We start from the raw sequence: 23,965 nt of genomic DNA on the forward strand, positions 1-23,965 counted from the left end.
CGTCCTCCCGCACCGCGCACCGTGCGGGAGGACGCCCCACGATCAGGTCACCTGATCGTCGCGGAGCCCCGTCAGGCGAGGCCGCGGCGGCGCAGCAGCGGGCCCGGGTCGGCGTCGCGGCCGCGGACGGCGCGGAAGGCCTCCAGCGGGTCCACCGACCCGCCGCGGGACAGCAGCCGCTCCCGGAAGACGTCGCCGTTCTCGCGCCGCAGCCCGCCGTTCTCCCGGAACCACTCCACGGTGTCGGCGTCGAGCACCTCCGACCAGATGTAGGAGTAGTAGCCGGCCGCGTAGCCACCGGCGAAGACGTGCTGGAAGTAGGTCGTCCGGTAGCGCGGCGGCACGAGCTCGAACGCCACGCCCGCCTCCTCCAGCGCCCGCCGCTCGAACTCCGCCGGGTCGCCGATCTCGGTCTCCGGCGTGATCCGGTGCCAGGCCTGGTCGAGCAGGGTGGCCGCCAGGTACTCCAGCGTCGCGAAGCCCTCGCCCCACAGTCGGGCGGCGTCGATCGCCTCGACGACGGCGGCCGGCAGCGGCTCCCCGGTGTCGACGTGCCGCGCGTAGTGCGCGAGCACCTCCGGCCACAGCGCCCACATCTCGTTGACCTGGCTGGGGAACTCGACGAAGTCGCGGGGCACCGCGGTGCCGGCGAACCGCGGGTAGGTGACCGCCGAGCTCAGCCCGTGCAGCGCGTGGCCGAACTCGTGGAACAGCGTGTCGACCTCGTCGAGGGTCAGCAGCGTGGGCCGGCCCGCGGGCGGCGGCGGCACGTTGAGGTTGTTCACGACGACCGGCCGGGTGCCCAGCAGCCGCGACTGCGTGACGAAGGAGCTCATCCACGCCCCGCCGCGCTTGCCCTCGCGGGCGAGGAAGTCGCCGAGGTAGAGCCCGACCTGCTCGCCGTCGGCGCCGGTGACCTCCCAGACCCGGACGTCGGGGTGGTAGCCGGCGAGGTCGGGGCGGGGCGTGAACCGGAAGCCGTAGAGGAGCTCCGCGGCGCGGAAGACGCCGTCGACGAGGACCCGGTCCAGCTCGAACCACGGTCGCAGCGCCGCGCGGTCGACCGAGTACCGCTCGGCGCGCACCCGCTCGCTGTAGAAGGCCCAGTCCCAGGGCGCGAGCTCGCTCACCCCGTCGCGGGCGGCGACCTCGGCGAGCGCCTCCGCCTCGGCCCGCGCGTTGGCCAGCGCCGGGCCGACCATCGGGGCGAGCACCGCGTCGACGGCAGCGGTGCTGCCGGCGGTCTGGTCGGCCAGCACCAGGTCGGCGTGGGTGGCGAAACCGAGCAGCCGCGCGCGCTCGGCGCGCACCCGGGCGATGCGGGCGGCCACCGGCCCGTTGTCGTGCTCCCCCGCCGACGCCCGGGTCACCGACGCCTCGAACACCCGACGGCGCAGCCCGCGGTCGCGGAGCTTCGCCAGCACCGGCTGGCCGGTGGGCAGCAGCAGCGGGAGCAGGTACCCGTCGAGGCCGCGGTCGGCGGCGGCCCGGGCCGCGGCGGCGACCTCCTCCTCGCTCAGCCCGTCGAGCTCGGCGGCGTCGGCGACCCGGACGGCGGTGGCCTCGGTGGCCAGCTGCAGGTTCTGCCCGAACCGCGTGGACAGCTCCGACAGCTCCCGGTTGAGCTCGGACAGCCGGGCGCGGCCGGCGTCGTCGAGGCGGGCCCCGGCCAGCACCCGGTCGAGGTGGTGCCGCTCGACCAGCCGCACCGCCTCGGGGTCCAGGCCGGCGTCGTGCCGGGCCCCGTGGACGGCGTCGACGCGGGCGAAGAGCACCGGGTCGAGGCGGAGGGCGTCGGCGTGCGCGGCCTCCAGCGGGGCGAGCTCGCGCTCGATCTCGCGCAGCCGCGGGCTCGACAGCGACGACGCCAGGTTGGCGAACACCGCGCCGGCCCGCCGCAGCAGGGCGCCGGAGCGCTCCAGGGCGACGATCGTGTTCTCGAAGCCGGCCGGCTCGTCCGACGCGGTGACCGCGTCGATCTCCGCCCGCTGCTCGGCCATCCCGGCCAGCACCGCCTCCCGGCAGTGCTCCAGCGTGATGTCGGCGAAGGGCGGGAGCCGGTAGGGCAACGGCGACTGGGCCAGCAACGGGTTGTCGGCGGACACGGCGGGGGCGGGCGCGGCGCTCATCGGCGCCCATCCTCCGCCATGAGCGGCGGGGGTGAGGTGCTGGAACGGCCCCGCTGCAGGGACCCGCCGCGAGGGTGCGCGTGGCGGGGTGCAGCGGGGCCCTTCCTCAGCGGCTGGCGGTCCGCCGGTAGATGCGCACCGACGTCGGGACGAACACCGCCAGCAGCAGCGCCGACCAGATGAGCGTGTACAGCACCGGGTGCTGCAGCGACCACGCGTCGGAGGTCTCCAGCCCCGGTGCGGTGTTGCCGAACAGCTCCCGGGCGGCCTGCACCACCGCCGACACCGGGTTCCAGTCGGCGATCGCCTTGAGCACCGTCGGGAAGTTGTTGGTCGGCACGAACGTGTTGGCGATGAACGTCAGCGGGAAGATCACGATGAAGCTCGCCTGCTGCACCACCTCGGGGGTGCGGACCAGCAGCCCCACGGTGGCCATCAGCCAGCTCATCGCGTAGGCGAAGAGCAGCAGCAGGGCGAACCCGGCCAGCGCCTCGACCAGGGAGGAGCGGATCCGCCAGCCCACGATGAACCCGGTCACCCCCATGACGACGATCGACAGCGCGTTGAGGCCGAGGTCGGCGACCGTGCGGCCCACGAGCACCGCCGAGCGCGCCATCGGCAGCGACCGGAAGCGGTCGATGAGCCCCTTCTGCAGGTCCTCCGCCAGGCTCGCCCCGGTGATGGTGCTGCCGAAGACGATGGTCTGGGCGAAGATCCCCGGCAGCAGGAACTCCGCGTAGCTGATGCCCTCGATGGGGATGGCGCTGCCGAAGACGTAGCGGAACAGCAGCACGAACATGATCGGCGACAGGGTCGCGAAGACGATCAGCTCGGGGACCCGCCGGACCTTGACCAGGTTGCGGCGGGTGATGGTCAGGCCGTCCTCGACGGCCACGGACAGCGCACTCACCGGGCACTCCCTGCGGTCTCGGCGGGGACCCGCCCGGCGGGCTCCCGGTCGTCGGTGCCGTCCTCGGCCGCGTGGCCGGTCAGCGTGAGGAACACGTCGTCGAGGTCGGGCCGGCGCAGCCCGACGTCGAGGACCTCCACGGAGCCGCCGGCCAGCAGCCGCAGCGCCTCGGCGAGGTCGTCGGTGCCGCCCCGCACCGGCACGCTCAGCCGGCGGGTCTGCTCGTCGGCCTGCGGCTCGCCGGCCGCGAGCGGTCCCAGCAGCCGGGTGGCGTCGGTGAGCTCGGCCGCCGAGCTCACCGTCAGCTCCAGCCGCTGACCGCCGACCTGCGCCTTGAGCTCGTCGGCGGTGCCGCGGGCGATGACCCGGCCGCGGTCGATGACCACCATCCGGTCGGCCAGCCGGTCGGCCTCCTCGAGGTACTGGGTGGTCAGCAGGATCGTCGTCCCGCCGCCGGCGAGGTCGGCGATGAACTCCCACATCGCCAGCCGGCTGCGCGGGTCGAGCCCGGTGGTGGGCTCGTCGAGGAAGAGCACCCGCGGGCGGGCGATGAGCGAGGCGGCGATGTCCAGCCGCCGGCGCATGCCGCCGGAGTACGTCTTCGCCGGGCGGTCGGCCGCGTCGGTGAGGTCGAAGCGCTCGAGCAGCTCACCGGCCCGGGCCCGCGACTCGCGCTTGCCGAGCCGGTACAGCCGGCCGACCATCTCCAGGTTCTCGAACCCGGTGAGGTACTCGTCGACCGCGGCGTACTGGCCGGTCAGCCCGATGACCGAGCGCACCCGCGCGGGGTCGCGCAGCACGTCGACGCCGACGACCTCCGCCCTCCCGGCGTCGGGCGTCAGCAGCGTGGTCAGGATGCGGACGACGGTGGTCTTGCCCGCACCGTTGGGCCCCAGCAGGCCGAGGACGCTGCCCTCGGGGACCGTGAGGTCGACCCCGGCCAGGGCCGTGTTGGACCCGAATCTCTTCTGCAGTCCCTCGACGAGGATGGCGTCGCTCATGCCGGCGAAACTAGGTGTGAGCACCGACACTTCCCGAGCCCTGTTCGCCGGGCGCGAACACCCGTTCGTCTGCTGTTCGTCTCCACGTTCCCTCTCCCGTCCCGGCCGCGCGGCACGGCCCGCAGGAGGTGACGTGCCGGCGTCCCGGAACTGAGCGGTCAGCCCTCGGAGACGGCGAAGCCGGCCTCCTCGAGCGCGCCGACGACGGACCGCGCGTGGTCGGGGCCGCGGGTCTCGAGGACGACGAAGACCTCCACCTGACCGAGGTCCAGGCGGGTCGCGGTCCGCTCGTGCTCGACCTCGAGCACGTTGGCCCCCACCCCCGCCAGCACCGACAGCACCGCCGCGAGCGAGCCGGGCCGGTCGGGCACCCGCAGCCGCAGCCGCAGGTAGCGGCCGGCCGCGGCCATGCCGTGCTGCACGACCTTGAGCAGCAGCACCGGGTCGATGTTGCCGCCGGAGACCACCGCGACCACCGGCGGCCGGAACGCCGTCGGGTCGGCCAGCACCGCGGCCACCGCCGCCACCCCGGCCGGCTCGACGACGAGCTTGGCCCGCTCCAGGCAGAACAGCAGCGCCTGGGACATGTCCTCCTCGGTCACCGTGCGGACCTCGTCGACCAGGTCGCGCACGTGCGCGAACGTGAGGTCCCCGGGCGACCCGACGGCGATGCCGTCGGCCATCGTGGCCATCCCGGACAGCGCCACGGGCCGCCCCGCGGCCAGCGACCCGGGGAACGCAGCAGCCGCGGCGGCCTGCACGGCCACCACCCGCACGCCCGGCCGGCGTGCCTTCACCGCCGCCGCCACCCCGGACACCAGCCCGCCGCCCCCGGTGCAGACGACGACCGTGGCGACGTCGGGGCACTGCTCGAGGACCTCCAGGCCCACCGTGCCCTGCCCGGCGATGACGTCGGGGTGCTCGAAGGGGTGGATGAAGACCGCGCCGGTCTCCTCCGCGTGGGCGACGGCCGCGGCCAGCGCCTCGGTGAGGTCCGCCCCGCTCAACCGCGCGTCGGCGCCGTAGCCGCGCGTGGCCGCCACCTTGGGCAGCGGCGCGGTCTCGGGCATGAACACCGTCGCGCGGATGCCGAGCATCCGGGCGGCGAGCGCGACGCCCTGGGCGTGGTTGCCGGCGCTGGCCGCGACCACGCCGCGCGCCCGCTCCTCCGGCGTCAGGCGGGACAGCCGGGTGTAGGCGCCGCGGAACTTGAACGAGCCGGTGTGCTGCAGGTTCTCGCACTTGAGGTGCACCGGGCCGCCCACCCGCTCGGCCAGCGCCCGCGAGTGCTCCAGCGGCGTCCGCCGGGCCACCCCGTCGAGCAGGGCGGCCGCCGCGTCGACGGCGTCCTCCGAGACCAGCTGCACACCCACACCCGGGACTCCCACGCCCGGGATCCTCGCAGGCCCGGCCCGCGGCCGACCGCTGCGGCCGTTCCCCGAACGTCCCCGCGCGTCGTACCGTGGCTGAGGTGACGGACGTCGCACCAGCGCAGACCCCACCCGCACCCACGACCCTCGGCGAGCTCCGCGACTCCGGAGCCGCCTTCCGGCCGGTCAAGGCCGAGATCCGCGCCAACCTGCTCACCCGCCTCGGCGCCGGTGAGCCCACCCTGCCCGGCATCGTCGGCTTCGAGGACACCGTCGTCCCCGAGGTCGAGCGGGCCCTCATCGCCGGCCACGACCTCGTCCTGCTCGGCGAGCGCGGCCAGGGCAAGACCCGCCTCATCCGCACCCTCGTCGGCCTGCTCGACGAGTGGACCCCCGTGTTGGCCGGGAGCGAGCTCAACGAGCACCCGCTGCACCCGATCAGCGTCTGGGGGCGCCGGCAGGTCGCCGAGCACGGCGACGCCACCCCGGTGACCTGGCTGCACCGCAGCGAGCGGTTCGGGGAGAAGCTGGCGACCCCCGACACCAGCGTCGGCGACCTCATCGGCGACGTCGACCCGATCAAGGTCGCCGAGGGCCGCACCCTGGGCGACCCCGAGACCGTCCACTACGGCCTGGTCCCCCGCACCAACCGGGGCATCTTCAGCGTCAACGAGCTGCCCGACCTCGCCGAGCGCATCCAGGTCGCGCTGCTCAACGTGCTCGAGGAGCGCGACATCCAGATCCGCGGCTACCGCGTCCGGCTGCCGCTGGACCTGCTGCTGGTCGCCAGCGCCAACCCCGAGGACTACACCAACCGCGGGCGGATCATCACCCCGCTCAAGGACCGCTTCGGCGCCGAGGTGCGCACCCACTACCCGCTCGAGCTCGGCGACGAGATCCGGCTGCTGCGCCAGGAGGCGCAGACCAGCGGGCTCGGCGCACCGAGCGGACACGACGCGTTCGACGCCCCCGTCGTCCCGGAGCACCTGCTGGAGATCGTCGCCCGCTTCACCCGGCTGGTCCGCGAGTCCAGCCACGTCGACCAGCGCTCCGGCGTCAGCGCCCGGTTCGCCATCGCCGGGCTGGAGACCGTCGCCGCCTCCGCCGTCCGCCGGGCCGCCGTCGCCGGGGAGACCCGCCCGGTCGCCCGCGTGGTCGACCTGCCGAGCGTCGTCCCGGCCAGCCGCGGCAAGGTCGAGTTCGCCGACTCCGGCGCCGACCCCGACGACGACCGGGAGCTGGAGGTGCTGGAGCACCTGCTGCGGCAGGCCACCGCGCAGACCTTCCGCGCCCGCTGCGGCGGGCTGGACCTGACCGGGCTGCAGGAGCACTTCACCGGCGGGGAGACCGTCGAGTCCGGCGAGCTGGTGCCCGGCGCGGCGCTGCTCGGCCAGCTCGGCACCATCCCGCGGCTGGCCGAGCTGCTCGGCCGCCTCGGCGTCCCCGAGGGCGAGCAGTCCGCCGAGCAGGCCGCGGCCGCGGTCGAGTTCGCCCTCGAGGGCCTCTACCTCACCCGCCGGCTGGCCAAGGACACCGACGGCACCCGCACGGTGTACGGGGCCTGACGGTGGTCCGCCCACGCCCCGGCAGGGGGTACCGGTACGGCCGCTGGCGGGGCGGGCCCGACCCGCTCGCCCCGCCCTACGACCTGGGCAGCGCCGTCGACGAGATCGGCGACTCGGTGCTCGGCGGCAGCGGCGTGCGGGAGGCGCTGCGGGAGCTGCTGCGCCGCGGCATGGACGGCCGCCGCGGCCTCGACGAGCTGCGCCGGTCGGTCCGCGAGCGGCTGCGGCAGGCCCGCACCGCCGGCCGGATGGACGGCACGCTGCAGGAGGTGCGCGAGCTGCTCGACCGGGCGCTGGACGCCGAGCGGCGCGAGCTGTTCCCCGACCCCGACGACGCCGCGCGGCTGGCCGAGGCCGAGCTCGACGCGCTGCCGGAGGACACCGCCGGCGCCGTGCGGGCGCTCAAGGACTACCCGTTCCGCTCCGCCGAGGCGCGCGAGGCCTACCAGCAGATCCAGGACCTGCTGCGGCGGGAGGTGCTCGACAGCTCCTTCGCGCACATGAAGCAGGCGCTGGAGAACGCCACCGAGCAGGACGTGCAGGCGGTGCGGGACATGGTCGCCGACCTGTCCTCGCTCATCGACGCGCACAACCGCGGCGAGGACACCGACGAGCGGTTCCGCGAGTTCATGGACAGGCACGGGCAGTTCTTCCCCGACGACCCGCAGTCGGTGGACGAGCTGATCGACTCCCTCGCCCGCCGGGCCGCCGCGCAGGAGCGGATGATGGCCGGCCTGTCCCCCGAGCAGCGGGCCGAGCTGGCCGACCTGATGGCGCAGACGATGTCCGACCTCGGGCTGGCCAGCGAGATGGCGCACCTGCAGGACGCGCTGCGCCAGGCCCGTCCCGACCTGCCGTGGGGCCAGCGCGGGCAGGTCCCCGACGGCGAGCAGGCCCTGGGCCTGGGCGACGCCACCAGCGCCGTCGCCGAGCTCGCCGACCTCGAGGCCCTGTCCAACCAGCTCTCCCAGGGCTACGCCGGCGCCTCGCTGGCCGACGTCGACGAGGAGCTGCTGGAGCAGGCGCTGGGCCGCGACGCCGTCGCCGACCTCGCCGCGCTGCGGCAGCTCGAGCGCGAGCTGGAGCGGCAGGGCTACCTCAACCGGTCCGACGGCAAGCTCGAGCTCTCCCCCAAGGCGGTGCGCCGGCTGGGGGCCACCGCGCTGCGGCGGGTGTTCGCCCAGCTCGACGCCACCGGCCGCGGCGAGCACGACGTCGCCGACGCCGGGGCCGCCGGGGAGCTGACCGGCGCGTCGCGGGAGTGGCACTTCGGCGACGAGCAGCCCCTCGACGTCGTCCGCACCGTCCGCAACGCCGTGCTGCGCACCGCCGGGGGCACGCGCGGGGACCGGCGGGTGCGGATCGCCGTCGAGGACTTCGAGGTGGTGGAGACCGAGCGGCGCACCGGCGCGGCCGTGGCGCTGCTGGTCGACCTGTCCTACTCGATGGCGCTGCGCGGCACGTGGGGCGCGGCCAAGTCGACGGCGATGGCGCTGCACTCCCTGGTGACCACCCGGTTCCCGCAGGACGCCATCCAGATCATCGGCTTCTCCTCCACCGCGCAGGTGCTGCGGCCCGAGACGCTGGCCGAGCTGTCGGTGGACACGCTGCAGGGCACCAACCTGCAGCACGGGCTGATGCTGGCCCGGCGCTTCCTCGCCCGGCACCGCGACGCCGAACCGGTGGTCCTGGTGGTCACCGACGGCGAGCCGACCGCGCACCTGGAGGACGACGGCACGCCGTACTTCTGCTGGCCGCCGATGCCCGAGACGATCGCCCGGACCGTCGCCGAGGTGGAGCGGGTGGCGCGGTCGGGGGCGACGCTCAACGTCTTCGCCCTCGACCCGGAGCCGAGCCTGGTGCACTTCGTCCACGACATCACCGCCCGGGCCGGCGGCCGGGTGTTCACCCCCGACTCCGACCGGCTCGGCGAGTACGTCGTGGCCGACTATCTGCGCACGCGCCGGGGTCGGCGGGCGCGCTGAGTCCTGCGCTCCGGGCGAGTCACCACCGCATGACCGACTACGTGCAGACCTCCGACGGCACCCGCATCGCCTACGACCGGGAGGGTGCCGGGCAGCCGCTGGTCTGCGTCGGCGGCGCGGGCCAGTTCCGCGCCGTCGACCCGGACACCCGGGAGCTGTCGGCCGAGCTGGCCGCCCGCGGCTTCGACGTCGTCGTGTACGACCGTCCCGGCCGCGGCGAGAGCACCGGCGACCCGCCGTTCGGGCTGGCGGGTGAGGTGGCGGCGATCCGTGCGCTGCTCGCCGTCGTCGGCGGTCGGGCGTGGCTGTACGGCAGCTCCTCCGGCGGCGCGATCGCCCTGGCGGCGGCCGCCGAGCTGCCCGGCGTCGAGCGGCTGTTCCTCTGGGAGGTCCCCCTCGGCGAGGAGGAGGCCTCCGACGGCGCGGAGCACCTCGCCGCGATCCGTGCGCTCGTGGCCGCCGGCGACCGGGAGGGCATCTGGCGGCTCTACACCGACGGCATGCCGCCGGCGTGGTTCGAGCAGATGCGCTCGGGGCCGCAGTGGCCGCTGTTCGAGCGGATGGCACCGACCCTGCAGGCCGATGCGGAGGCGCTGGCCTGGACGCAGTCGGCGCCGCGGGCACGGCTGTGGGCGCCGGTGCGGGCCCACGCCGTGGTCCTGCTCGGGACGACCACCTTCCCCTTCATGGCCGACGCCGCCGACTCGATCGTGCGCTCGCTGGCGTCGGCGGAGCGCGCGACGGTCCCCGGCAGCGACCACCGCTGGCGGGCCGACGACCTCGCCGGCGTGCTGGCCGCCTCCCTCCCGGTCAGCGGCGGACCGGGTGGGACCCGCTCGAGCTGACCCCCGGGATCTCGCCGGCGCGGAAGGCGTCGACGAAGAGCCGGTGGTCCTCCTGCGTCTGGCGGGCGTAGGCGTGGGCGAAGGCGACCAGCTCGTCGAGGAACTCCTCGCGGCGGTCCCCCACCATCGCCGTGATCGCCTCCTCCGTCTGGAAGCCGACGAGGGCGTGGTCGCTGTCGGCGTCCCCGACGCAGTGCAGCTTCGCGGTCGCCCGGCCCAGCTGGGCCATGACCGGCGCGATCTCCTCGGGCTCGGTGAGGTCCTCCCAGTCCAGGTCGTTCTCGTAGGGCGAGAGCTCCTGGACGACGAAGCCGACGCCGTCGATCTCGGTGTGGCCGAGGAACTGCGAGGCGTTGGACTGCAGCGCCCGCTGGCTGACCGCCGTCCGGTGCCCGTGGTGCTCGAAGTACTCGGCGATCCGCCGGTCGCGGACGATGCGGCTGGGAGCGGCGACGTTGCCCTGCTTGAGGGACAGCACGACGTCGTTCTCCAGCGCCTGGTCGTAGCCCTCGAGCAGCACGTTGTAGGCGGGCAGGCCGGCGCTGCCGATGCCGAAGCCGCCGGTGCCGATGACGTCCTTGACGTCGTAGGCCACGTCGCGGCGGCGCACCGGCGGCACCACCGTCGTGCGCCAGCGGTCCAGCGCTGCCAGCACCCGGTCGCGCTCGGCGTCGTCGAGCCGCCGCGCGCGGCCGCCGTCGGCGAAGCGGCGCCGGTAGTCCTCGACGACGGTCATCCGGTCCAGCAGCGCGGCGCGGGTGCGGGTGGTCGTCTCGAGGATGGCCTCGCGGACCGCGCCCTCGGTGTCGGCGGCGGTGAGGGCGAAGGTGCGGTCGTCGTCGGAGCGGGTGAAGGCCTCGACCTGGTCGAGGTAGGCGGTCAGGTAGGTGCGCAGCAGCTCGGAGATGACGTCGTCACCGAGGGCCTTGCGCCAGGCCAGGAGGGCGAAGCTGGCCGCGAACCGGCGCAGGTCCCAGGTGACGTGGCCGAGGTAGGCCTCGTCGAAGTCGTTGACGTCGAAGACGATCCGCCCGGCGCCGTCCATGTAGGTGCCGAAGTTCTCAGCGTGCAGGTCGCCCTGGATCCACACCCGGCTGGTGCGCTCGTCGGCCCACCGGTCCTCGAGGACGTCCATGTCGGCGTAGAACAGGCACGCGCTGCCCCGGTAGAACGCGAACGGGTCGGCGGCCATCTTGCGGAACTTGGTGCGGAAGGCGTCGGCGTCGGCGGCCATCAGGTCGGAGAAGGCGTCGACCAGGACGTCGACGATCAACCGCGACCGGTCACCCGACGTTCCTCCGGAAGCCACCCGCAGGGGGGATTCGGACACGGAGGGGACCGTAGAGGCTCGCTAGCCTGCAGGACAGGTGGTCGCACGGCGTGACGATCGGGGTGGCGGTGACTCGAGCGGGCAGGGCACGACGGCTGGTGACCGCCGCCGCCTACGGAGGCGGCGGGGTGGGCCTGGCCGGCGCCGCCCTGCTCGCGCTGCTGCGCCTGGAGGCCCGCTCGGCCCGGCGCCGCGTGGAGGCGCGGACGTCGAAGCAGCCGCCGCCCTCGGGGAACGGCGTCTACGGCCGGGGCCGCGGCCGCACCAAGCCGCTGGTGTTCACCGTGCTCGGAGACTCCAGCGCCGTCGGCCTGGGCGCCGAGCGCGCCGAGGAGACGCCGGGCGTGCTGCTGGCCGCGGCGCTGGCCGAGCTGGCCGAGCGCCCCGTGCGGCTGGTCCGCGTGGCGGTGTCGGGCGCGGAGTCCTGCGAGCTGGACCCGCAGGTCGAGCAGGCGCTGGCCGCCCGTCCCGACCTCGCACTCATCATGATCGGCGCCAACGACGTCACCACCCGGACCCGCCCGGCGGACTCGGTGCGCCACCTCGCCCAGTCGGTGCGGCGGCTGCGGGAGGCCGGCGCGGAGGTCGTCGTCGGCACCTGCCCGGACCTCGGCACGATCCGGCCGATCGCCCAGCCGCTGCGGCTGCTGGCGCGGCGGTGGAGCCGGCAGCTGGCCGCCGCGCAGACCATCGCCGTCGTCGAGGCCGGCGGTCGCACGGTGTCCCTCGGCTCGGTGCTCGGCCCCTCCTTCGCCCAGGACCGCACGCTGTTCAGCGTCGACGAGTTCCACCCGAGCGCCGCGGGCTACGCCTCGGCCGCCGCCGTCCTGCTGCCCGCGCTCGCCGACGCCGTCGGCGTGTGGCCGGCCCGGGACGAGCAGCGGCGGCTGCGCGGCAGCTCGGTCCGCCCGGTGGCCCGGGCCGCCGCCCGCGCCGCGGGTCGTCCCGGCACCGAGGTCCGCGCGACCGAGGTCCGCGGCTCGGCCGCCGGCCCCTGGGGCACCTGGGCGCGGCTGCTGCGCCGCCGGCCCAGCGACCTGCCGACCCCGGAGCAGGTCAGCGAGGCCGTGGAGATCCCGGTCGGCTGACCGGGGCCCTGCAGCGGGGTCCGGCGGCTACCCAGGGGTAGTTTCCGGGGTGACCCGACACCCGGTGCTCCCCCGGCCGGGAGCCCGCCTCACCGCGGAGGACCCCATGCCCGAAGCCGTCATCGTCGCGACCGCACGCTCACCCATCGGTCGCGCGTTCAAGGGGTCGCTCAAGGACCTGCGGCCCGACGACCTGGCCGCCACCATCGTCCGCGCCGCGCTCGACAAGGTGCCCGCGCTCGACCCGCACGACATCGACGACCTCATCCTGGGGTGCGGCCTGCCCGGCGGCGAGCAGGGCTACAACATGGGCCGCGTCGTCAGCGTGCTGCTCGGCATGGACCACCTGCCCGGCACCACGATCACCCGCTACTGCTCCTCGTCGCTGCAGAGCACCCGCATGGCCATGCACGCGATCAAGGCCGGCGAGGGCGACGTCTTCGTCTCGGCCGGCGTCGAGATGGTGTCGCGCTTCGTCAAGGGCAACAGCGACTCGCTGCCCGACACGAAGAACCCGGCCTTCACCGACGCCGAGGCGCGGGTGGCCAAGGTCGCCGAGAGCGGCGCGGACTCCTGGACCGACCCCCGCGAGAGCGGCGACGTCCCCGACGTCTACGTCGCCATGGGGCAGACCGCCGAGAACCTGGCACTGCTCAAGGGCGTGACCCGGCAGGACATGGACGAGTTCGCCGTCCGCAGCCAGAACCTGGCCGAGAAGGCGATCGCCGAGGGTTTCTGGGAGCGGGAGATCACCCCGGTCACCACCCCTGACGGCACCGTCGTGACCAAGGACGACGGCCCGCGCGCCGGCACCACCCTGGAGGGCATCGCCGGCCTCAAGCCGGTCTTCCGCCCCGACGGCCGGGTGACCGCAGGCAACGCCTGCCCGCTCAACGACGGCGCCGCCGCGGTGGTGGTCATGAGCGACACCAAGGCCCGCGACCTCGGCCTGACCCCGCTGGCGCGCGTCGTGTCGACCGCGGTCACCGGCCTGTCGCCGGAGATCATGGGCTACGGCCCGGTCGACGCCTCGCGGCTCGCCCTGCAGCGGGCCGGCCTGACCATCGACGACATCGACCTCGTCGAGATCAACGAGGCCTTCGCCGCGCAGGTCATCCCGAGCTACCGCGACCTGGGCATCGACATCGACAAGCTCAACGTGCACGGCGGCGCGATCGCCGTCGGCCACCCGTTCGGCATGACCGGCGCCCGCATCACCGGCACGCTGATCAACGGCCTGCAGACCAGGGACAAGACCCTGGGCCTGGAGACCATGTGCGTCGGTGGCGGCATGGGCATGGCGATGGTGCTCGAGCGCCTGTCTTGACGAAGGGCCCCCTCGCCTCCCGCCACTCGCACGCTCGCCGCGGGACCCTGCGAGGGGGCCGTTCCCACACGTAAGAAGCCAGTGGCCCGGCCCCCGTGAGGGGACCGGGCCACGGGCGTGCGGTGCGCTAGTTGTCCTGGAAGTAGGACAGCAGCCGCAGGATCTCCAGGTACAGCCAGACGACCGTGACCAGCAGGCCGAAGGCGATGTACCAGGCGAACTTGGCCGGGGCGCCGCGGCGGATGGCCTGGTCGGCCATGTCGAAGTCGAGCAGCAGCGAGAAGGCCGCCACACCGATCACGACGAGGCTGAACACGATGGCCAGCGGGCCGCCGTCGCGCAGGCCCAGACCGCCCGGGGTGAAGAAGCTGGCGATCAGGTTGACCAGCACGAGCGCCAGGACGCCGAACAGGGCGCCGACGATCCAGCGGGTCAGCTTGGGGGTGACCCGGATGGCGCCGGTCTTGTAGACGACCAGCATGCCGGCGAAGACGCCGAAGGTGCCGATGAGCGCCTGCACGACGATGCCGGGGTAGATGGAGTTGAACGCCTCGCTGATGGCGCCGAGCGCGACACCGTAGAGCGCGCCGTAGGCCAGCGTGGCCACCGGGTTGGCGATCTGCTTGAAGCTGATCACCAGGCCCAGGACGAAGGCCACGAGCACGGCCGGCAGGGCGATGCCCCACGCGGCCTGTCCGGGCAGCGCCCAGACGGCGGCGGCGGCCAGGACGGTGACCAGGAACGACAGGCCCGTCTTCTGGACGACGTCGTCCATCGTCATGTAGCGCGTGGCCGGCGGGCTGAACGGAGCCGGCGCCGGGGCGCCGTACTGCTGGTCGCCGTAGGGCTGGCCGTAGCCCTGCGGCGCGCCGTAGGGCTGGGGCTGGCCGTAGCCGGGAGCGGCGTTGCCCTGCTGGCCGTACGGCTGCCCGTACTGCTGGCCGTAGCCGGGAGCGCCGTAGCCCTGCTGGCCGCCGCCGGAGGCGGCGTTGGCGAAGCCCCGGCCGAAGACGGGGTTGTGGCTGGGCATCGTCATCTCCTCGAGGTGACTGGTCGGTCGGTGGGCTGCTGTCCGCGCACCCCACTCGGTTGCTGTAACGCCGCAGGCGGCCTGCGCGTTCCGCGCCGGGAGAGCTCACCCGAGGGGGTGGAGACGACCGTGGCGCCGCCCCCGGGTGGGGACGGCGCCACGGCTGCGTGCACTCAGGCGGTCAGACCTCGTCCGTCGGGGTCAGCTCTCTTCCCCGAGGTCGTGGTCGTGGTCGTGGTCGAGTCCGCCGCCACCCGCCGGGTTGGGGTTCTCCGCCCGGAAGCGGCGGTTGTCGGGGTCACCCTCGAGCGTGCCGCCGGGCACCGGCCGGCCGGACACGCCGTTCACCCGGGACGTGTCGTAGGCCAGGGTCAGCACCGAGTAGGCGATGGCGTCGGAGTTCGTCTCGAGCGCCTCCGGGTCGACGTTGGCGATCGTGTCCCCGGCCTGGTGGTAGTTCGGGTCGTAGGCCACGCCCGCGGTACCGCCGTACAGCGGCACCTGGTAGTCCTTCTTGAGGACCTCGGCGCCGGTGAACAGGCCGCCGGAGGGGATGTCGGCCTCGATGAACGCCTGGTAGTCGCTGCGGCCGCTGAACTCGGTGCCCTCGTACCACAGCTCGTTGGCCTCGAAGTAGTCCTCGAGGACGTACTCGATCTGGTCCGAGCCCTCGGGGACCGGGACACCCGCCGGCGCCGGGAAGTCCGACTGGTCGCCGTCGTAGATGAACCGGGCGAAGTTCGGCGAGCCGACCATGTCGAAGTTCAGGTACAGACCGATCCGGTCCTTCTCCGACTGCGGCAGGGTGCTCACGTAGTGCTCGGAGCCGAGCAGGCCGAGCTCCTCGGCGCCCCACCAGGCGAACCGGATGGTGTTCTCCGGCTTGAGCTTGGTGATGTTCTCGGCGACCTCGAGGATCGCCGCGCTGCCGGAGCCGTTGTCGTTGATGCCCGGACCCGCGAGCACGGAGTCGAGGTGGGCACCGGCCATCACCACGTTGTCCGAGGTGCGGCCGGGCAGCTCGGCGATGACGTTGTAGGTCTCGCGGATCTCGCTGTCCGCGTCGACGGCGATGTCGACGGTCGTGCCCGCAGCGGCGAGCTGCTGACCCAGGGCCGTGGGGACGCCGATGACCGGGATGGTGATCCCAGGAGCACCCAGGGTGCCGTTGAGCGGCCCCGCCGTGTTGTTGTAGACGATGACCGCGTCGGCGCCGGCGGCCTCGGCGTTCTGGGCCTTGATGGCGAAGGCGCAGCCGCCGCGCTGGACGAGGGCGACCGTGTCGGCGGCGACACCGGTGAAGTCGGTGGCCTCGCAGCCGCTGCCGAGGCCCGTGCCGGCGAGGTCGACCGGGGTGACGACGCCGTCGTCCACCGTCCCGGCGCCGGTGTAGGTCATCGGCGCGTAGTCGGTGCCCACCGTGTACGCCGTCGCCGTGGGCGTGACCCGGCTGAACGAGCTGCTGTGCAGCTGGAAGAACGGGAAGTCGAACGCCTGCCGCGTGACGTCGTAGCCGGCCGCGTCCAGCCGCCGCTCCACGTACTCGACCGAGGCCAGGTAGCCGTCGGTGCCCGAGGCGCGGTTGCCGTCGTGGGCGGTGGCGATCTCCTGGAACGCCTCGAGGTGCTCGGTGACGCCCTCGAGGGTGACGCACTCGGTCAGCTTGGCGACGGTGTTGTTGTTGCGGGTCTCGCAGCCGCCGGCAGCCCCGGCGGGCAGCGCAGCGACCACGCTCCCGGCCAGCGCGAGCACGCCGGCGCTACCGACCACGGCGAGCCGTGACCGGCGGGACGGGTGGACCTGGGTCATGGACGACTTCTCCTCGCGTACGGAGTGAGCTCCGGTGCTCACGAGGGGTCACCCTGTCAAATGGGTCACCGCGCGCGTCAAGACCTGTCTTTTCTCCGGTCCGTCGTGTATTGGGCCGAAGATCGTCCGTCGCGCGGTGCCCCCGGTGGGACTCGAACCCACACTGCGACCCTTTTAAGGGGCCTGCCTCTGCCGATTGGGCCACGGGGGCGGGAGCGGGCCGCCGGCCCGCGAGAGGTCGGCCGGCCCGCGGGGTGGTCAGCCGGCCTGCGCGCGGTCGCCGGCGGAGGGAGCCGGCAGGTGCCCGGCGCTGCTCAGACCCGCCGCGGTGACGAACTCCCGGCGCGGGTCCTGCAGCTGGCCCAGCGCGATGACCTCGCGGCGGAAGACCGAGGCCAGCGTCCAGTCGGCGACCACCCGCGCCTTGCGGTTGAAGGTGGGCACCCGGCTGACGTGGTAGCTGCGGTGCATGAACCACGCCGGCCAGCCCTTGAGCTTGACGCCGTAGACCTGGGCCACGCCCTCGTGCAGGCCGAGGCTGGCCACCGACCCCGCGTAGGCGTGCCGGTAGGGTCGCGGCCGCCCGCCGCGCAGCACCGCGACGACGTTGTCGGCCAGCCGCTTGGCCTGCCGGACGGCGTGCTGGGCGTTGGGGGCGGTGGTGGCGCCGGGCTGGTCCTTGGTCAGGTCGGGCACCGCGGCGAGGTCACCGGCGGCCCAGGCGCCGTCGAGCCCGCTGACCTGCAGCGTGGGCTCGCAGCGCACCCGGCCCCGCTCGTCGAGGGGCAGGTCGGTCTGCGCCAGCAGCGGGTTGGGCTTGGTGCCGGCGGTCCAGACCAGCGTGTCGCTGGCGAAGGAGTCGCCGTCGCTGAGCCGGACCACGCCGTCGTCGGACACCTCCTCCAGCCGGGTGTTCAGCCGCACGTCCATGCCGCGCGCGGTGAGCTGCCGGACCGTCCAGGCGGCCATGTCCAGGTCGACCTCGGGCAGGATCCGGCCGGTGGCCTCGACCAGCACCCAGCGCATGTCGCCCGGTGAGAGCCGCGGGTAGTAGTGGACGACGGCGTAGCGGGCCATGTCCTCGAGCTCGGCGAAGGCCTCGATGCCGGCGTAGCCCCCGCCGACGAAGGTGAAGGTGAGCGCGCGGGTGCGCACGGCGGGGTCGTCGGTGGAGGCGGCGGCGTCGAGCCGGGCCAGCACGTGGTTGCGCAGGTAGATGGCCTCGCCGACGGTCTTGAAGCCGATGCCGTGCTCGGCCAGCCCCGGGATGGGCAGGGTGCGGGCCACCGACCCCGCGGCCATGACGAGGACGTCGTAGGAGATCTCGTAGGGGGCGCCCTCGGCGGGCGCGATGCGGGCCCGCCGCTGCGCGTGGGACAGCCACACCACCGCGCCGGTGACCACCCGGCAGCGCGGCAGCGTGCGGCGCAGGGGGACCACCACGTGCCGCGGCTCCACCGAGCCGGCCGCCGCCTCGGGCAGGAAGGGCTGGTAGGTCATGTGCGGCTGCGGGTCGACGACGACGACCTCCGCCTCACCCCGCGACAGCCGCTTCTGCAGCCGCAGGGCCGTGTAGAGGCCGACGTAGCCGCCTCCCACGACGAGGACCACCGGACGGGACGCGACAGCCGGGCGGGACGACGCCATGCGCCCAGCCTAGGGGTGGACGGACCCGTCCTCCCCCCGTTCGGCGCCGGTGCCGGCGAGCTCGGTGGCGCGGGCGAGCACCGCGTCGAGCATCGGCTCGGTGAGCCGGCCGGTGAAGGTGTTCTGCTGGCTGACGTGGTAGCAGCCGAGCACGGTGAGCTCGCCCCGCGGCCCGGAGACGGTCACCTCGGCACCGTGGGCGAACGCCGGGCGCGGCCGGGGCAGCGCGTACCCGGCCGCGGCCAGCACCGGCCACAGCGCCGTCCAGCCGAAGCCGCCCAGGACGACGGCGACCCGCAGCCGCGGCAGCAGGGCCAGCTCGCGGGCCAGCCACGGTGAGCAGGTGTCGCGCTCGGCGGGCGTGGGCGCGTTGTCCGGCGGGGCGCAGCGGACGGCGGCGGCGATGCGGACGTCGGTGACCGCCAGGCCGTCACCGACGTGGGTCGACGTCGGCTGGTTGGCCAGTCCCGCCCGCCACAGCGCGGCGAAGATCCAGTCGCCGCTGCGGTCGCCGGTGAACACCCGGCCGGTCCGGTTGCCCCCGTGCGCGGCCGGCGCGAGCCCGACGACGGCGATCCGCGCGTCGGCCGGGCCCAGGCCGGGCACCGGGCGGCCCCAGTAGTCCTCGTCGCGGAAGGACGCCCGCTTGACCCGGGCGACCTCCTCGCGCCAGGCCACCAGCCGGGGACACGCGCGGCAGCCCGAGACGCGGGCGTCGAGGACGGCGAGGTCCCGGGCCGCTCGGGCGGAGCGCACGACACCGGCCGGGGTGCGGGTGACCGGGAACCCCTGGGTGTCGACCGCCACGGTCCCAGTGGACCACCCGGCGGCCGATCTCCCCCTTTCTGGGGTCGGCGGCGCCGCTCGCCGTCCCTAGGCTCGGACCGGTCAGCGACCCGGCCGGACGGCGGGCGGCGCGGGGCGGACGAGAGGTGTCGACGGGTGAGTACAGCGGCGGGTGCACGCCGGATCGGTCCCGCGGTCGCACCGGAGCCGGTGCCGCCCTCCCCGGACCGGCCGCGCACGGAGGTCGCCTCCCGGCAGCGGGAGCTCGACGCCCTGGCCGCGGCCTGGGACGACCTGTGGCGCCGGACGCCGGCCGCGACCGCCTTCCAGAGCCACGCGTGGGTCAGCGCCTGGGCCCGCGCGTACGTGCGCGACGGGCAGCTCGCCGTCGTCACGGTGTGGGACGGCGACACGCTCGTCGCCGCCGCTCCGCTGCACCGCGTGCGCCGCGGTCCCGTCGCGGCCCTCGCGCCCCTCGGTGGCCCGCTGAGCGACGCCACGGACGTCCTGGTCGACCCGCGGGTGCCCGACGCCGGGACCCGGCTGGCCGGCGCGCTGCTGCAGGTCCCCGGCTGGCGTGTCGTGGACCTGCCCGAGGTCCTGCCCGGCTCCACCGCGCAGGAGTGGACCCGGCACTGGCCCGGCCCGGTCCGCCGCGCGCCCTCGTCGCTGAACCTGCAGCTGCCCGTCCTGCCCCAGGCCGGGGTCCTCGCGCGGATCCCCACCCGGACGGCGGGGACGCTGCGCCGCAAGCTGCGCAAGATCGACAAGCTGGGGGTCGAGCGCAGCGAGCTCGCCCCCTACGCCGTCCCCGGCGCCGTCCCCGAGCTGATCCGGCTGCACGAGGCCCAGTGGGCCGGCCGGCGGGGCAACCCCGAGCACCTCACCGAGCGGTTCGCCACCTTCCTCACCGAGGCCCTCGGTCCGATGGTCGGGCGCGGCCAGGCGGTGCTGGTGGAGTACCGGCTCGACGGCCGGCTGGTGGCCGCCGAGGTCGACCTCGTCGGGCACCGGCAGCTGGCCTACTACCTGGCCGGGATCGACCCGGAGCTGCGCCAGCACGCCGACACCTCGGTGCTGCTCGTCAGCGGCGCCCTCGAGCTGGCCGGCCGGCTGGGCCTGGCGGAGTACTCCTTCCTGCGGGGCGACGAGGACTACAAGCTGCGCTGGCGCCCCGACCCGGTGACCGCCGAGCGGGTCCTGCTCGCCCGGCCGGGCCTGCTCGGGTCGGGCGGCTACTTCCCGGCGACCGCCGCGACCTCCGCCGTCCTCGCCCTCGCCCGGCGGGTGCTGACCGGCCGCGCGCGGGAGCTGGCCCGCAGCGCCATGCACCGCGTCCGCCAGGTCCGCGCGGGCGACTGACCGCGCCGGTGACGGGCGGCCGCCGGGGTGGCAGGGCATGATCACCGCATGGCCAGGAAGACCAAGCCGCCGCTGACCTGGAAGCTGCTCGGGACCGGTGCCGCCACCCTGTCCGGCATCGCCGTCCGCAAGCTCACCGACGCGGCCTGGTACGGGGTGCGCGGCACGACGCCGCCGAAGAACCCCGCCGCGCCCGGCGTCTCCTGGCCCGACGCGCTGGCCTGGGCGGCGTTCTCCGGGCTCGCGGTCGCCGCCGGCCGGCTGCTGGCCGCCCGCGGCGCCGCCGCGGCCTACCAGTCCCTCACCGGCAAGGTCCCGCCCGGCGTCAACGAGGCCGGCTGAGACCGCTAGCCGCGCGCCAGCCCGAGCGCGATGCCGTCGAGGATGTCGTGCTCGCTGACGACGACCTCGTCGAGCGCGAACGCGTCCATGACCACCCGCAGCACGAGCGCGCCGGCGCCGATGACGTCGACGCGCCCCGGGTGCATGACCGGCTCGGCGGCCCGGCGCTCCCGGGTGGCGGTGAGCAGGCCGGCGGTGACCGAGCGGACCGCCGACACCGGGATCCGCGAGCCGTGGATGGCCGCGGCGTCGTAGGCCGGGAGCCCCAGCGCGAGCGCGGCCACGGTGGTCACCGACCCCGCCAGGCCCACCAGCGTCGCCGTCTCCGCCACCGGCACCGCGTCGGCCACGTCGGCGAGCGCGGCGCGGATGTCGGCCTCGCTGCGGCCGATCTCGTCGGCGGTGGGCGGGTCGCCGTGCAGGTGCCGTTCGGTGAGCCGCACGCAGCCGACGTCGACCGAGCGCGCGGCGCGGACCCCGCCGGCGTCGCCGAGCACGAACTCCGTCGAGCCCCCGCCGATGTCGACCACCAGGTAGGGCGGGCGCGGCGGCGGGTCGCCGTGCGCGGCCGCGGCGGCGTCCAGGGAGGCGGTGGCGCCGAGGAAGGACAGCCGGGCCTCCTCGTCGCCGGCGACGACGTCGGGGAGGCGGCCGAGGGTGGCCAGGACCATCGCCTCGAAGTCGGCCCGGTTGGCCGCGTCGCGGGTGGCGCTGGTGGCCACCATCCGCACCGCCGTCGCGCCCAGGTCGCGGGCCTGGGCGGTGTACTCGGCGAGCACCAGGCGGGTGCGCTCGATCGCCTCGGGGGCGAGCCGGCCGGTGGCGTCGACACCCTGGCCGAGCCGGACCACCTCCATGCGCCGCAGCAGGTCGGTGTGCGGCCCCTCGGGCGGCACGTCGGCGACCAGCAGGCGGATGGAGTTGGTGCCGCAGTCGACGGCGGCGACCCGCGTCACCGGTTCTCCTCCCCGGGGAGCGCGCAGGGGCCCTGCGCCCACCACTCCCCCATCTCGGCCACCGCGCGGTCGCCGACCGGGTTGACCCCCGGGCCCGTCGCCAGCGCGTGGGCGGCGAGCGCGTGCAGGCACTTGACGCGGTCGGGCATGCCGCCGGCGGTGCTGCGGGTGGGCAGCTCGCCGAGCGCGTCGCGCTCGGCGAGGTAGGCCTCGTGCGCGGCACGGTAGGCCTCGGCCAGGCCGGGGTCGGTGCCGAGGTCGGCCTGCCACTCCCGCATCCGGCCGGCCGACTCCAGCCGGCTGGCCGCCGCGGAGGCGCGCGGGCAGGTCAGGTAGTACAGCGTCGGGAACGGGGTGCCGTCCTCCAGCCGCGGCGAGGTCTGCACGACGTCGGGCTGCCCGCACGGGCAGCGGTGGGCCACCGCCCGCACCGCGCGCGGCGGCCGGCCGAGCTGGCGGCCGACGACCGCGCGCTCCTCGGGCGTGATCGGCTCCCGCACCCGCTCCCCCGGCGCGGTCACTCCGGCTCCCCGTCCGCTCCGGCCACCGAGCCGAGCAGCTCCTCGTACCAGGGCCGCGCGGTGGTGTCGGGGGCGTCGGGGAGCGTGCCGGCGTCGCCCTCGGCCGCCTCGCCGTCGACCACGACGACGAGCCGGTCGCCGGGCAGCACGTAGGCCAGCCGCTCGCGCGCCTCGCGGGCGGCCCAGTCGGGGTCGGACTGGCGCGCCAGCTGCGCCTGGAGGTCGGCGATGCGCTCGTCGTGTGCGGTGCTCTCCGCCGCCAGCCGGGCGAGCTCCGCGCGACCCTCGAGCCACTGCCGCACCGGCCCGGCCAGGGTGAGCGCCAGGAGCAGCAGCAGCCCGACGAGCAGCACGCCGCGACCGGTGACCAGCGGACGGCGGGCGACCGCCGGACGCGACGCCTGCCGCGGCGTGCGCCGGCCCGGGCGGCGGGCGTCGGGACGGCTCCCGGCGCCCGAGCGCGTCCCGGCCGGCACCGGCCGGGACGCGGCGTTCGACAGCGGCCGGCCGGTGGAACGCCGCCGGCCGGTGCCCGCGCTCACCTGGGTCAGCGGGCCCGCAGGCGCGGGAAGGCGGCCGCGCCGGCGTAGCGCGCGGCGTCGTCGAGCTCCTCCTCGATGCGCAGCAGCTGGTTGTACTTCGCCACCCGCTCGCTGCGCGCCGGGGCGCCGGTCTTGATCTGCCCGCAGTCGGTGGCGACGGCGAGGTCGGCGATCGTGGTGTCCTCGGTCTCCCCCGAGCGGTGGCTCATCATGCAGCGGTAGCCGTTGCGGTGCGCCAGGCCCACCGCGTCGAGGGTCTCGGTCAGGGTGCCGATCTGGTTGACCTTGACCAGCAGCGCGTTGGCGGCCCCGCGCTCGATGCCGTCGCCGAGGCGGGCGGGGTTGGTGACGAACAGGTCGTCGCCGACGATCTGCACGCGGTCGCCGAGGGCGGCGGTCAGGGCGATCCAGCCGTCCCAGTCCTCCTCCGACAGCGGGTCCTCGATGGAGACGATCGGGTAGGAGTCGACCAGGCCGGTGTAGTACTCGGTCATCTCCGCGGAGCTGAGCTGCCGGCCCTCGAAGGCGTAGGCGCCCTCGGAGTGGAACTCGGTGGCGGCGACGTCGAGGGCGAAGACGACGTCCTCACCGACGGTGTACCCGGCCTGCTCGACGGCGCGGGAGATGAGGTCGAGGGCGGCGCGGTTGCTGGCGAGGTCGGGCGCGAAGCCGCCCTCGTCACCCAGGCCGGTGGACAGGCCCTCCTTCTTCAGCACCGACTTGAGCGCGTGGTAGCACTCGGCGCCGGTGGCCAGCGCCTCGGCGAAGGTCGCCGCCCCGATCGGGGCGATCATGAACTCCTGGACGTCGACGTTGCTGTCGGCGTGGGCGCCGCCGTTGAGGATGTTCATCATCGGCACGGGCAGCAGGTGCGCCGAGGGGCCGCCGACGTAGCGGAACAGCGGCAGCCCGGTGGAGTCGGCGGCCGCGCGGGCCACCGCGAGGCTCACGCCGAGGATGGCGTTGGCGCCGAGGCGGGACTTGTCCGGCGTGCCGTCGAGGTCGAGCAGCCGCTGGTCGACCAGGCGCTGCTCGGTGGCCTCGTAGCCGACGAGCTCCGGGCCGATGACGTCGAGCACGCCGTCGACGGCGCGGGTGACGCCCTTGCCGCCGTAGCGCTCACCGCCGTCGCGCAGCTCCACCGCCTCGAAGGCGCCGGTGGAGGCGCCGCTGGGGACCGCCGCGCGGGCGATCGTCCCGTCGTCGAGGGCGACCTCGACCTCCACGGTGGGGTTCCCGCGCGAGTCCAGGATCTCCCGCGCGCCTACGGCGTCGATGCTCGGCACGGGGTGCAGCCTAGCCAGCCGCGCCCGGGCCGCTCGCCCGCCGCGCGTGGCCACCGGACTCCTGTAACGGAGCGATCACGGTGCGGCCGCGGCGGAACCGATCCGGCGCTAACCTCGACGTGGCGGACGTCTCC

20 protein-coding genes and 1 tRNA gene are annotated in these 23,965 nt (G+C 75.0%); 7 read left to right on the forward strand and 14 right to left on the reverse strand.

Annotated features, from left to right (window positions below; genetic code table 11):
• Positions 1-71: 71 nt before the first annotated feature.
• The 4 genes from ACI780_RS05790 to ilvA form a co-directional block, all read right to left on the reverse strand.
• On the reverse strand, positions 72-2,129 hold the full coding sequence (locus ACI780_RS05790) for a M3 family metallopeptidase (protein WP_457001411.1): 2,058 nt from the start codon (positions 2,127-2,129) through the stop codon (positions 72-74).
• A 106-nt stretch (positions 2,130-2,235) separates the two neighbouring features.
• Complete coding sequence (locus tag ACI780_RS05795; RefSeq protein ID WP_456869480.1) at positions 2,236-3,039, reverse strand: ABC transporter permease; 804 nt, start codon at positions 3,037-3,039, stop codon at positions 2,236-2,238.
• Positions 3,036-4,040 carry an ATP-binding cassette domain-containing protein gene (locus ACI780_RS05800; protein ID WP_457001414.1) on the reverse strand — a complete coding sequence of 335 codons (1,005 nt, stop codon included), beginning with the start codon at positions 4,038-4,040 and terminating at the stop codon, positions 3,036-3,038. Before ACI780_RS05800 ends, ACI780_RS05795 begins: the two co-directional genes overlap by 4 nt.
• 158 nt (positions 4,041-4,198) lie before the next feature.
• The gene (gene ilvA, locus ACI780_RS05805; RefSeq protein WP_457001416.1) at positions 4,199-5,428 is read right to left on the reverse strand and encodes a threonine ammonia-lyase; all 1,230 of its coding nucleotides are present in this window, start codon (positions 5,426-5,428) and stop codon (positions 4,199-4,201) included.
• 83 nt (positions 5,429-5,511) lie between these two features.
• Between ilvA and ACI780_RS05810 the strand changes: the two genes are divergently transcribed.
• Genes ACI780_RS05810 through ACI780_RS05820 form a run of 3 tightly spaced genes read left to right on the forward strand, consistent with a single transcriptional unit; the run spans position 5,512 to position 9,805 of the window.
• Positions 5,512-6,975, forward strand: a complete 1,464-nt coding sequence (locus ACI780_RS05810; protein ID WP_456869483.1) for a sigma 54-interacting transcriptional regulator — start codon at positions 5,512-5,514, stop codon at positions 6,973-6,975.
• A gap of 2 nt (positions 6,976-6,977) precedes the next feature.
• On the forward strand, positions 6,978-8,960 hold the full coding sequence (locus ACI780_RS05815; protein ID WP_457001418.1) for a VWA domain-containing protein: 1,983 nt from the start codon (positions 6,978-6,980) through the stop codon (positions 8,958-8,960).
• A 29-nt stretch (positions 8,961-8,989) separates the two neighbouring features.
• Positions 8,990-9,805, forward strand: a complete 816-nt coding sequence (locus tag ACI780_RS05820; protein WP_457001420.1) for an alpha/beta fold hydrolase — start codon at positions 8,990-8,992, stop codon at positions 9,803-9,805.
• Here the strand turns inward: ACI780_RS05820 and ACI780_RS05825 are convergent.
• Complete coding sequence (locus ACI780_RS05825) at positions 9,771-11,135, reverse strand: DUF2252 domain-containing protein (protein ID WP_457001422.1); 1,365 nt, start codon at positions 11,133-11,135, stop codon at positions 9,771-9,773. The genes ACI780_RS05820 and ACI780_RS05825 overlap by 35 nt on opposite strands.
• A gap of 98 nt (positions 11,136-11,233) precedes the next feature.
• Between ACI780_RS05825 and ACI780_RS05830 the strand changes: the two genes are divergently transcribed.
• Entirely contained in the window at positions 11,234-12,223 is a 990-nt protein-coding gene (locus ACI780_RS05830; RefSeq protein ID WP_456869487.1) for an SGNH/GDSL hydrolase family protein, read from the forward strand.
• A gap of 106 nt (positions 12,224-12,329) precedes the next feature.
• The gene (locus ACI780_RS05835; RefSeq protein ID WP_457001425.1) at positions 12,330-13,550 is read left to right on the forward strand and encodes an acetyl-CoA C-acetyltransferase; all 1,221 of its coding nucleotides are present in this window, start codon (positions 12,330-12,332) and stop codon (positions 13,548-13,550) included.
• A gap of 127 nt (positions 13,551-13,677) precedes the next feature.
• Here ACI780_RS05835 and ACI780_RS05840 read toward each other — a convergent pair whose 3' ends face one another.
• The 5 genes from ACI780_RS05840 to ACI780_RS05860 form a co-directional block, all read right to left on the reverse strand.
• Complete coding sequence (locus tag ACI780_RS05840) at positions 13,678-14,580, reverse strand: Bax inhibitor-1/YccA family protein (protein ID WP_457001427.1); 903 nt, start codon at positions 14,578-14,580, stop codon at positions 13,678-13,680.
• A gap of 201 nt (positions 14,581-14,781) precedes the next feature.
• Entirely contained in the window at positions 14,782-16,389 is a 1,608-nt protein-coding gene (locus ACI780_RS05845) for a M28 family metallopeptidase (RefSeq protein ID WP_457001429.1), read from the reverse strand.
• Between the two features lie 137 nt (positions 16,390-16,526).
• Positions 16,527-16,600, reverse strand: a tRNA-Leu gene (locus tag ACI780_RS05850).
• A gap of 47 nt (positions 16,601-16,647) precedes the next feature.
• Positions 16,648-18,036, reverse strand: a complete 1,389-nt coding sequence (locus tag ACI780_RS05855) for an NAD(P)/FAD-dependent oxidoreductase (RefSeq protein ID WP_456869491.1) — start codon at positions 18,034-18,036, stop codon at positions 16,648-16,650.
• A 9-nt stretch (positions 18,037-18,045) separates the two neighbouring features.
• Complete coding sequence (locus ACI780_RS05860; RefSeq protein ID WP_456869492.1) at positions 18,046-18,843, reverse strand: uracil-DNA glycosylase; 798 nt, start codon at positions 18,841-18,843, stop codon at positions 18,046-18,048.
• A 189-nt stretch (positions 18,844-19,032) separates the two neighbouring features.
• On the opposite strand from ACI780_RS05860, the gene ACI780_RS05865 reads away from it, so the two are divergent.
• Together ACI780_RS05865 and ACI780_RS05870 are read left to right on the forward strand one after the other, a co-directional pair.
• Positions 19,033-20,184 (forward strand): GNAT family N-acetyltransferase, encoded by a 1,152-nt coding sequence (locus ACI780_RS05865; RefSeq protein WP_457001432.1) that lies wholly within the window; start codon positions 19,033-19,035, stop codon positions 20,182-20,184.
• 48 nt (positions 20,185-20,232) lie between these two features.
• Complete coding sequence (locus ACI780_RS05870) at positions 20,233-20,526, forward strand: DUF4235 domain-containing protein (RefSeq protein WP_456869494.1); 294 nt, start codon at positions 20,233-20,235, stop codon at positions 20,524-20,526.
• A gap of 5 nt (positions 20,527-20,531) precedes the next feature.
• Here ACI780_RS05870 and ACI780_RS05875 read toward each other — a convergent pair whose 3' ends face one another.
• Genes ACI780_RS05875 through eno form a run of 4 tightly spaced genes read right to left on the reverse strand, consistent with a single transcriptional unit; the run spans position 20,532 to position 23,831 of the window.
• Positions 20,532-21,482: a Ppx/GppA phosphatase family protein gene (locus tag ACI780_RS05875; RefSeq protein WP_456869495.1), complete on the reverse strand. Its 951-nt coding sequence runs from the start codon at positions 21,480-21,482 to the stop codon at positions 20,532-20,534.
• Positions 21,479-22,003, reverse strand: a complete 525-nt coding sequence (locus ACI780_RS05880; protein ID WP_457001435.1) for a DUF501 domain-containing protein — start codon at positions 22,001-22,003, stop codon at positions 21,479-21,481. The genes ACI780_RS05875 and ACI780_RS05880 overlap by 4 nt, the downstream gene beginning before the upstream one ends.
• Positions 22,000-22,545, reverse strand: coding sequence for an FtsB family cell division protein (locus ACI780_RS05885; RefSeq protein WP_457001437.1), 546 nt, complete (start codon positions 22,543-22,545; stop codon positions 22,000-22,002). The genes ACI780_RS05880 and ACI780_RS05885 overlap by 4 nt, the downstream gene beginning before the upstream one ends.
• Before the next feature lie 5 nt (positions 22,546-22,550).
• On the reverse strand, positions 22,551-23,831 hold the full coding sequence (gene eno / locus ACI780_RS05890) for a phosphopyruvate hydratase (RefSeq protein ID WP_456869498.1): 1,281 nt from the start codon (positions 23,829-23,831) through the stop codon (positions 22,551-22,553).
• Positions 23,832-23,965: the final 134 nt, after the last annotated feature.

The organism is Geodermatophilus sp. SYSU D00814, assembly GCF_054050055.1.

Bases quoted from the DNA above. Each gene is read 5' to 3' on its own strand.
- ACI780_RS05845 (WP_457001429.1), bottom strand. From the start codon at position 16,389: ATGACCCAGGTCCACCCGTCCCGCCGGTCACGGCTCGCCGTGGTCGGT.
- ACI780_RS05820 (WP_457001420.1), top strand. From the start codon at position 8,990: ATGACCGACTACGTGCAGACCTCCGACGGCACCCGCATCGCCTACGAC.
- ACI780_RS05835 (WP_457001425.1), top strand. From the start codon at position 12,330: ATGCCCGAAGCCGTCATCGTCGCGACCGCACGCTCACCCATCGGTCGC.
- ACI780_RS05855 (WP_456869491.1), bottom strand. From the start codon at position 18,036: ATGGCGTCGTCCCGCCCGGCTGTCGCGTCCCGTCCGGTGGTCCTCGTC.
- ACI780_RS05840 (WP_457001427.1), bottom strand. From the start codon at position 14,580: ATGCCCAGCCACAACCCCGTCTTCGGCCGGGGCTTCGCCAACGCCGCC.
- ACI780_RS05800 (WP_457001414.1), bottom strand. From the start codon at position 4,040: ATGAGCGACGCCATCCTCGTCGAGGGACTGCAGAAGAGATTCGGGTCC.
- ACI780_RS05790 (WP_457001411.1), bottom strand. From the start codon at position 2,129: ATGAGCGCCGCGCCCGCCCCCGCCGTGTCCGCCGACAACCCGTTGCTG.
- ACI780_RS05870 (WP_456869494.1), top strand. From the start codon at position 20,233: ATGGCCAGGAAGACCAAGCCGCCGCTGACCTGGAAGCTGCTCGGGACC.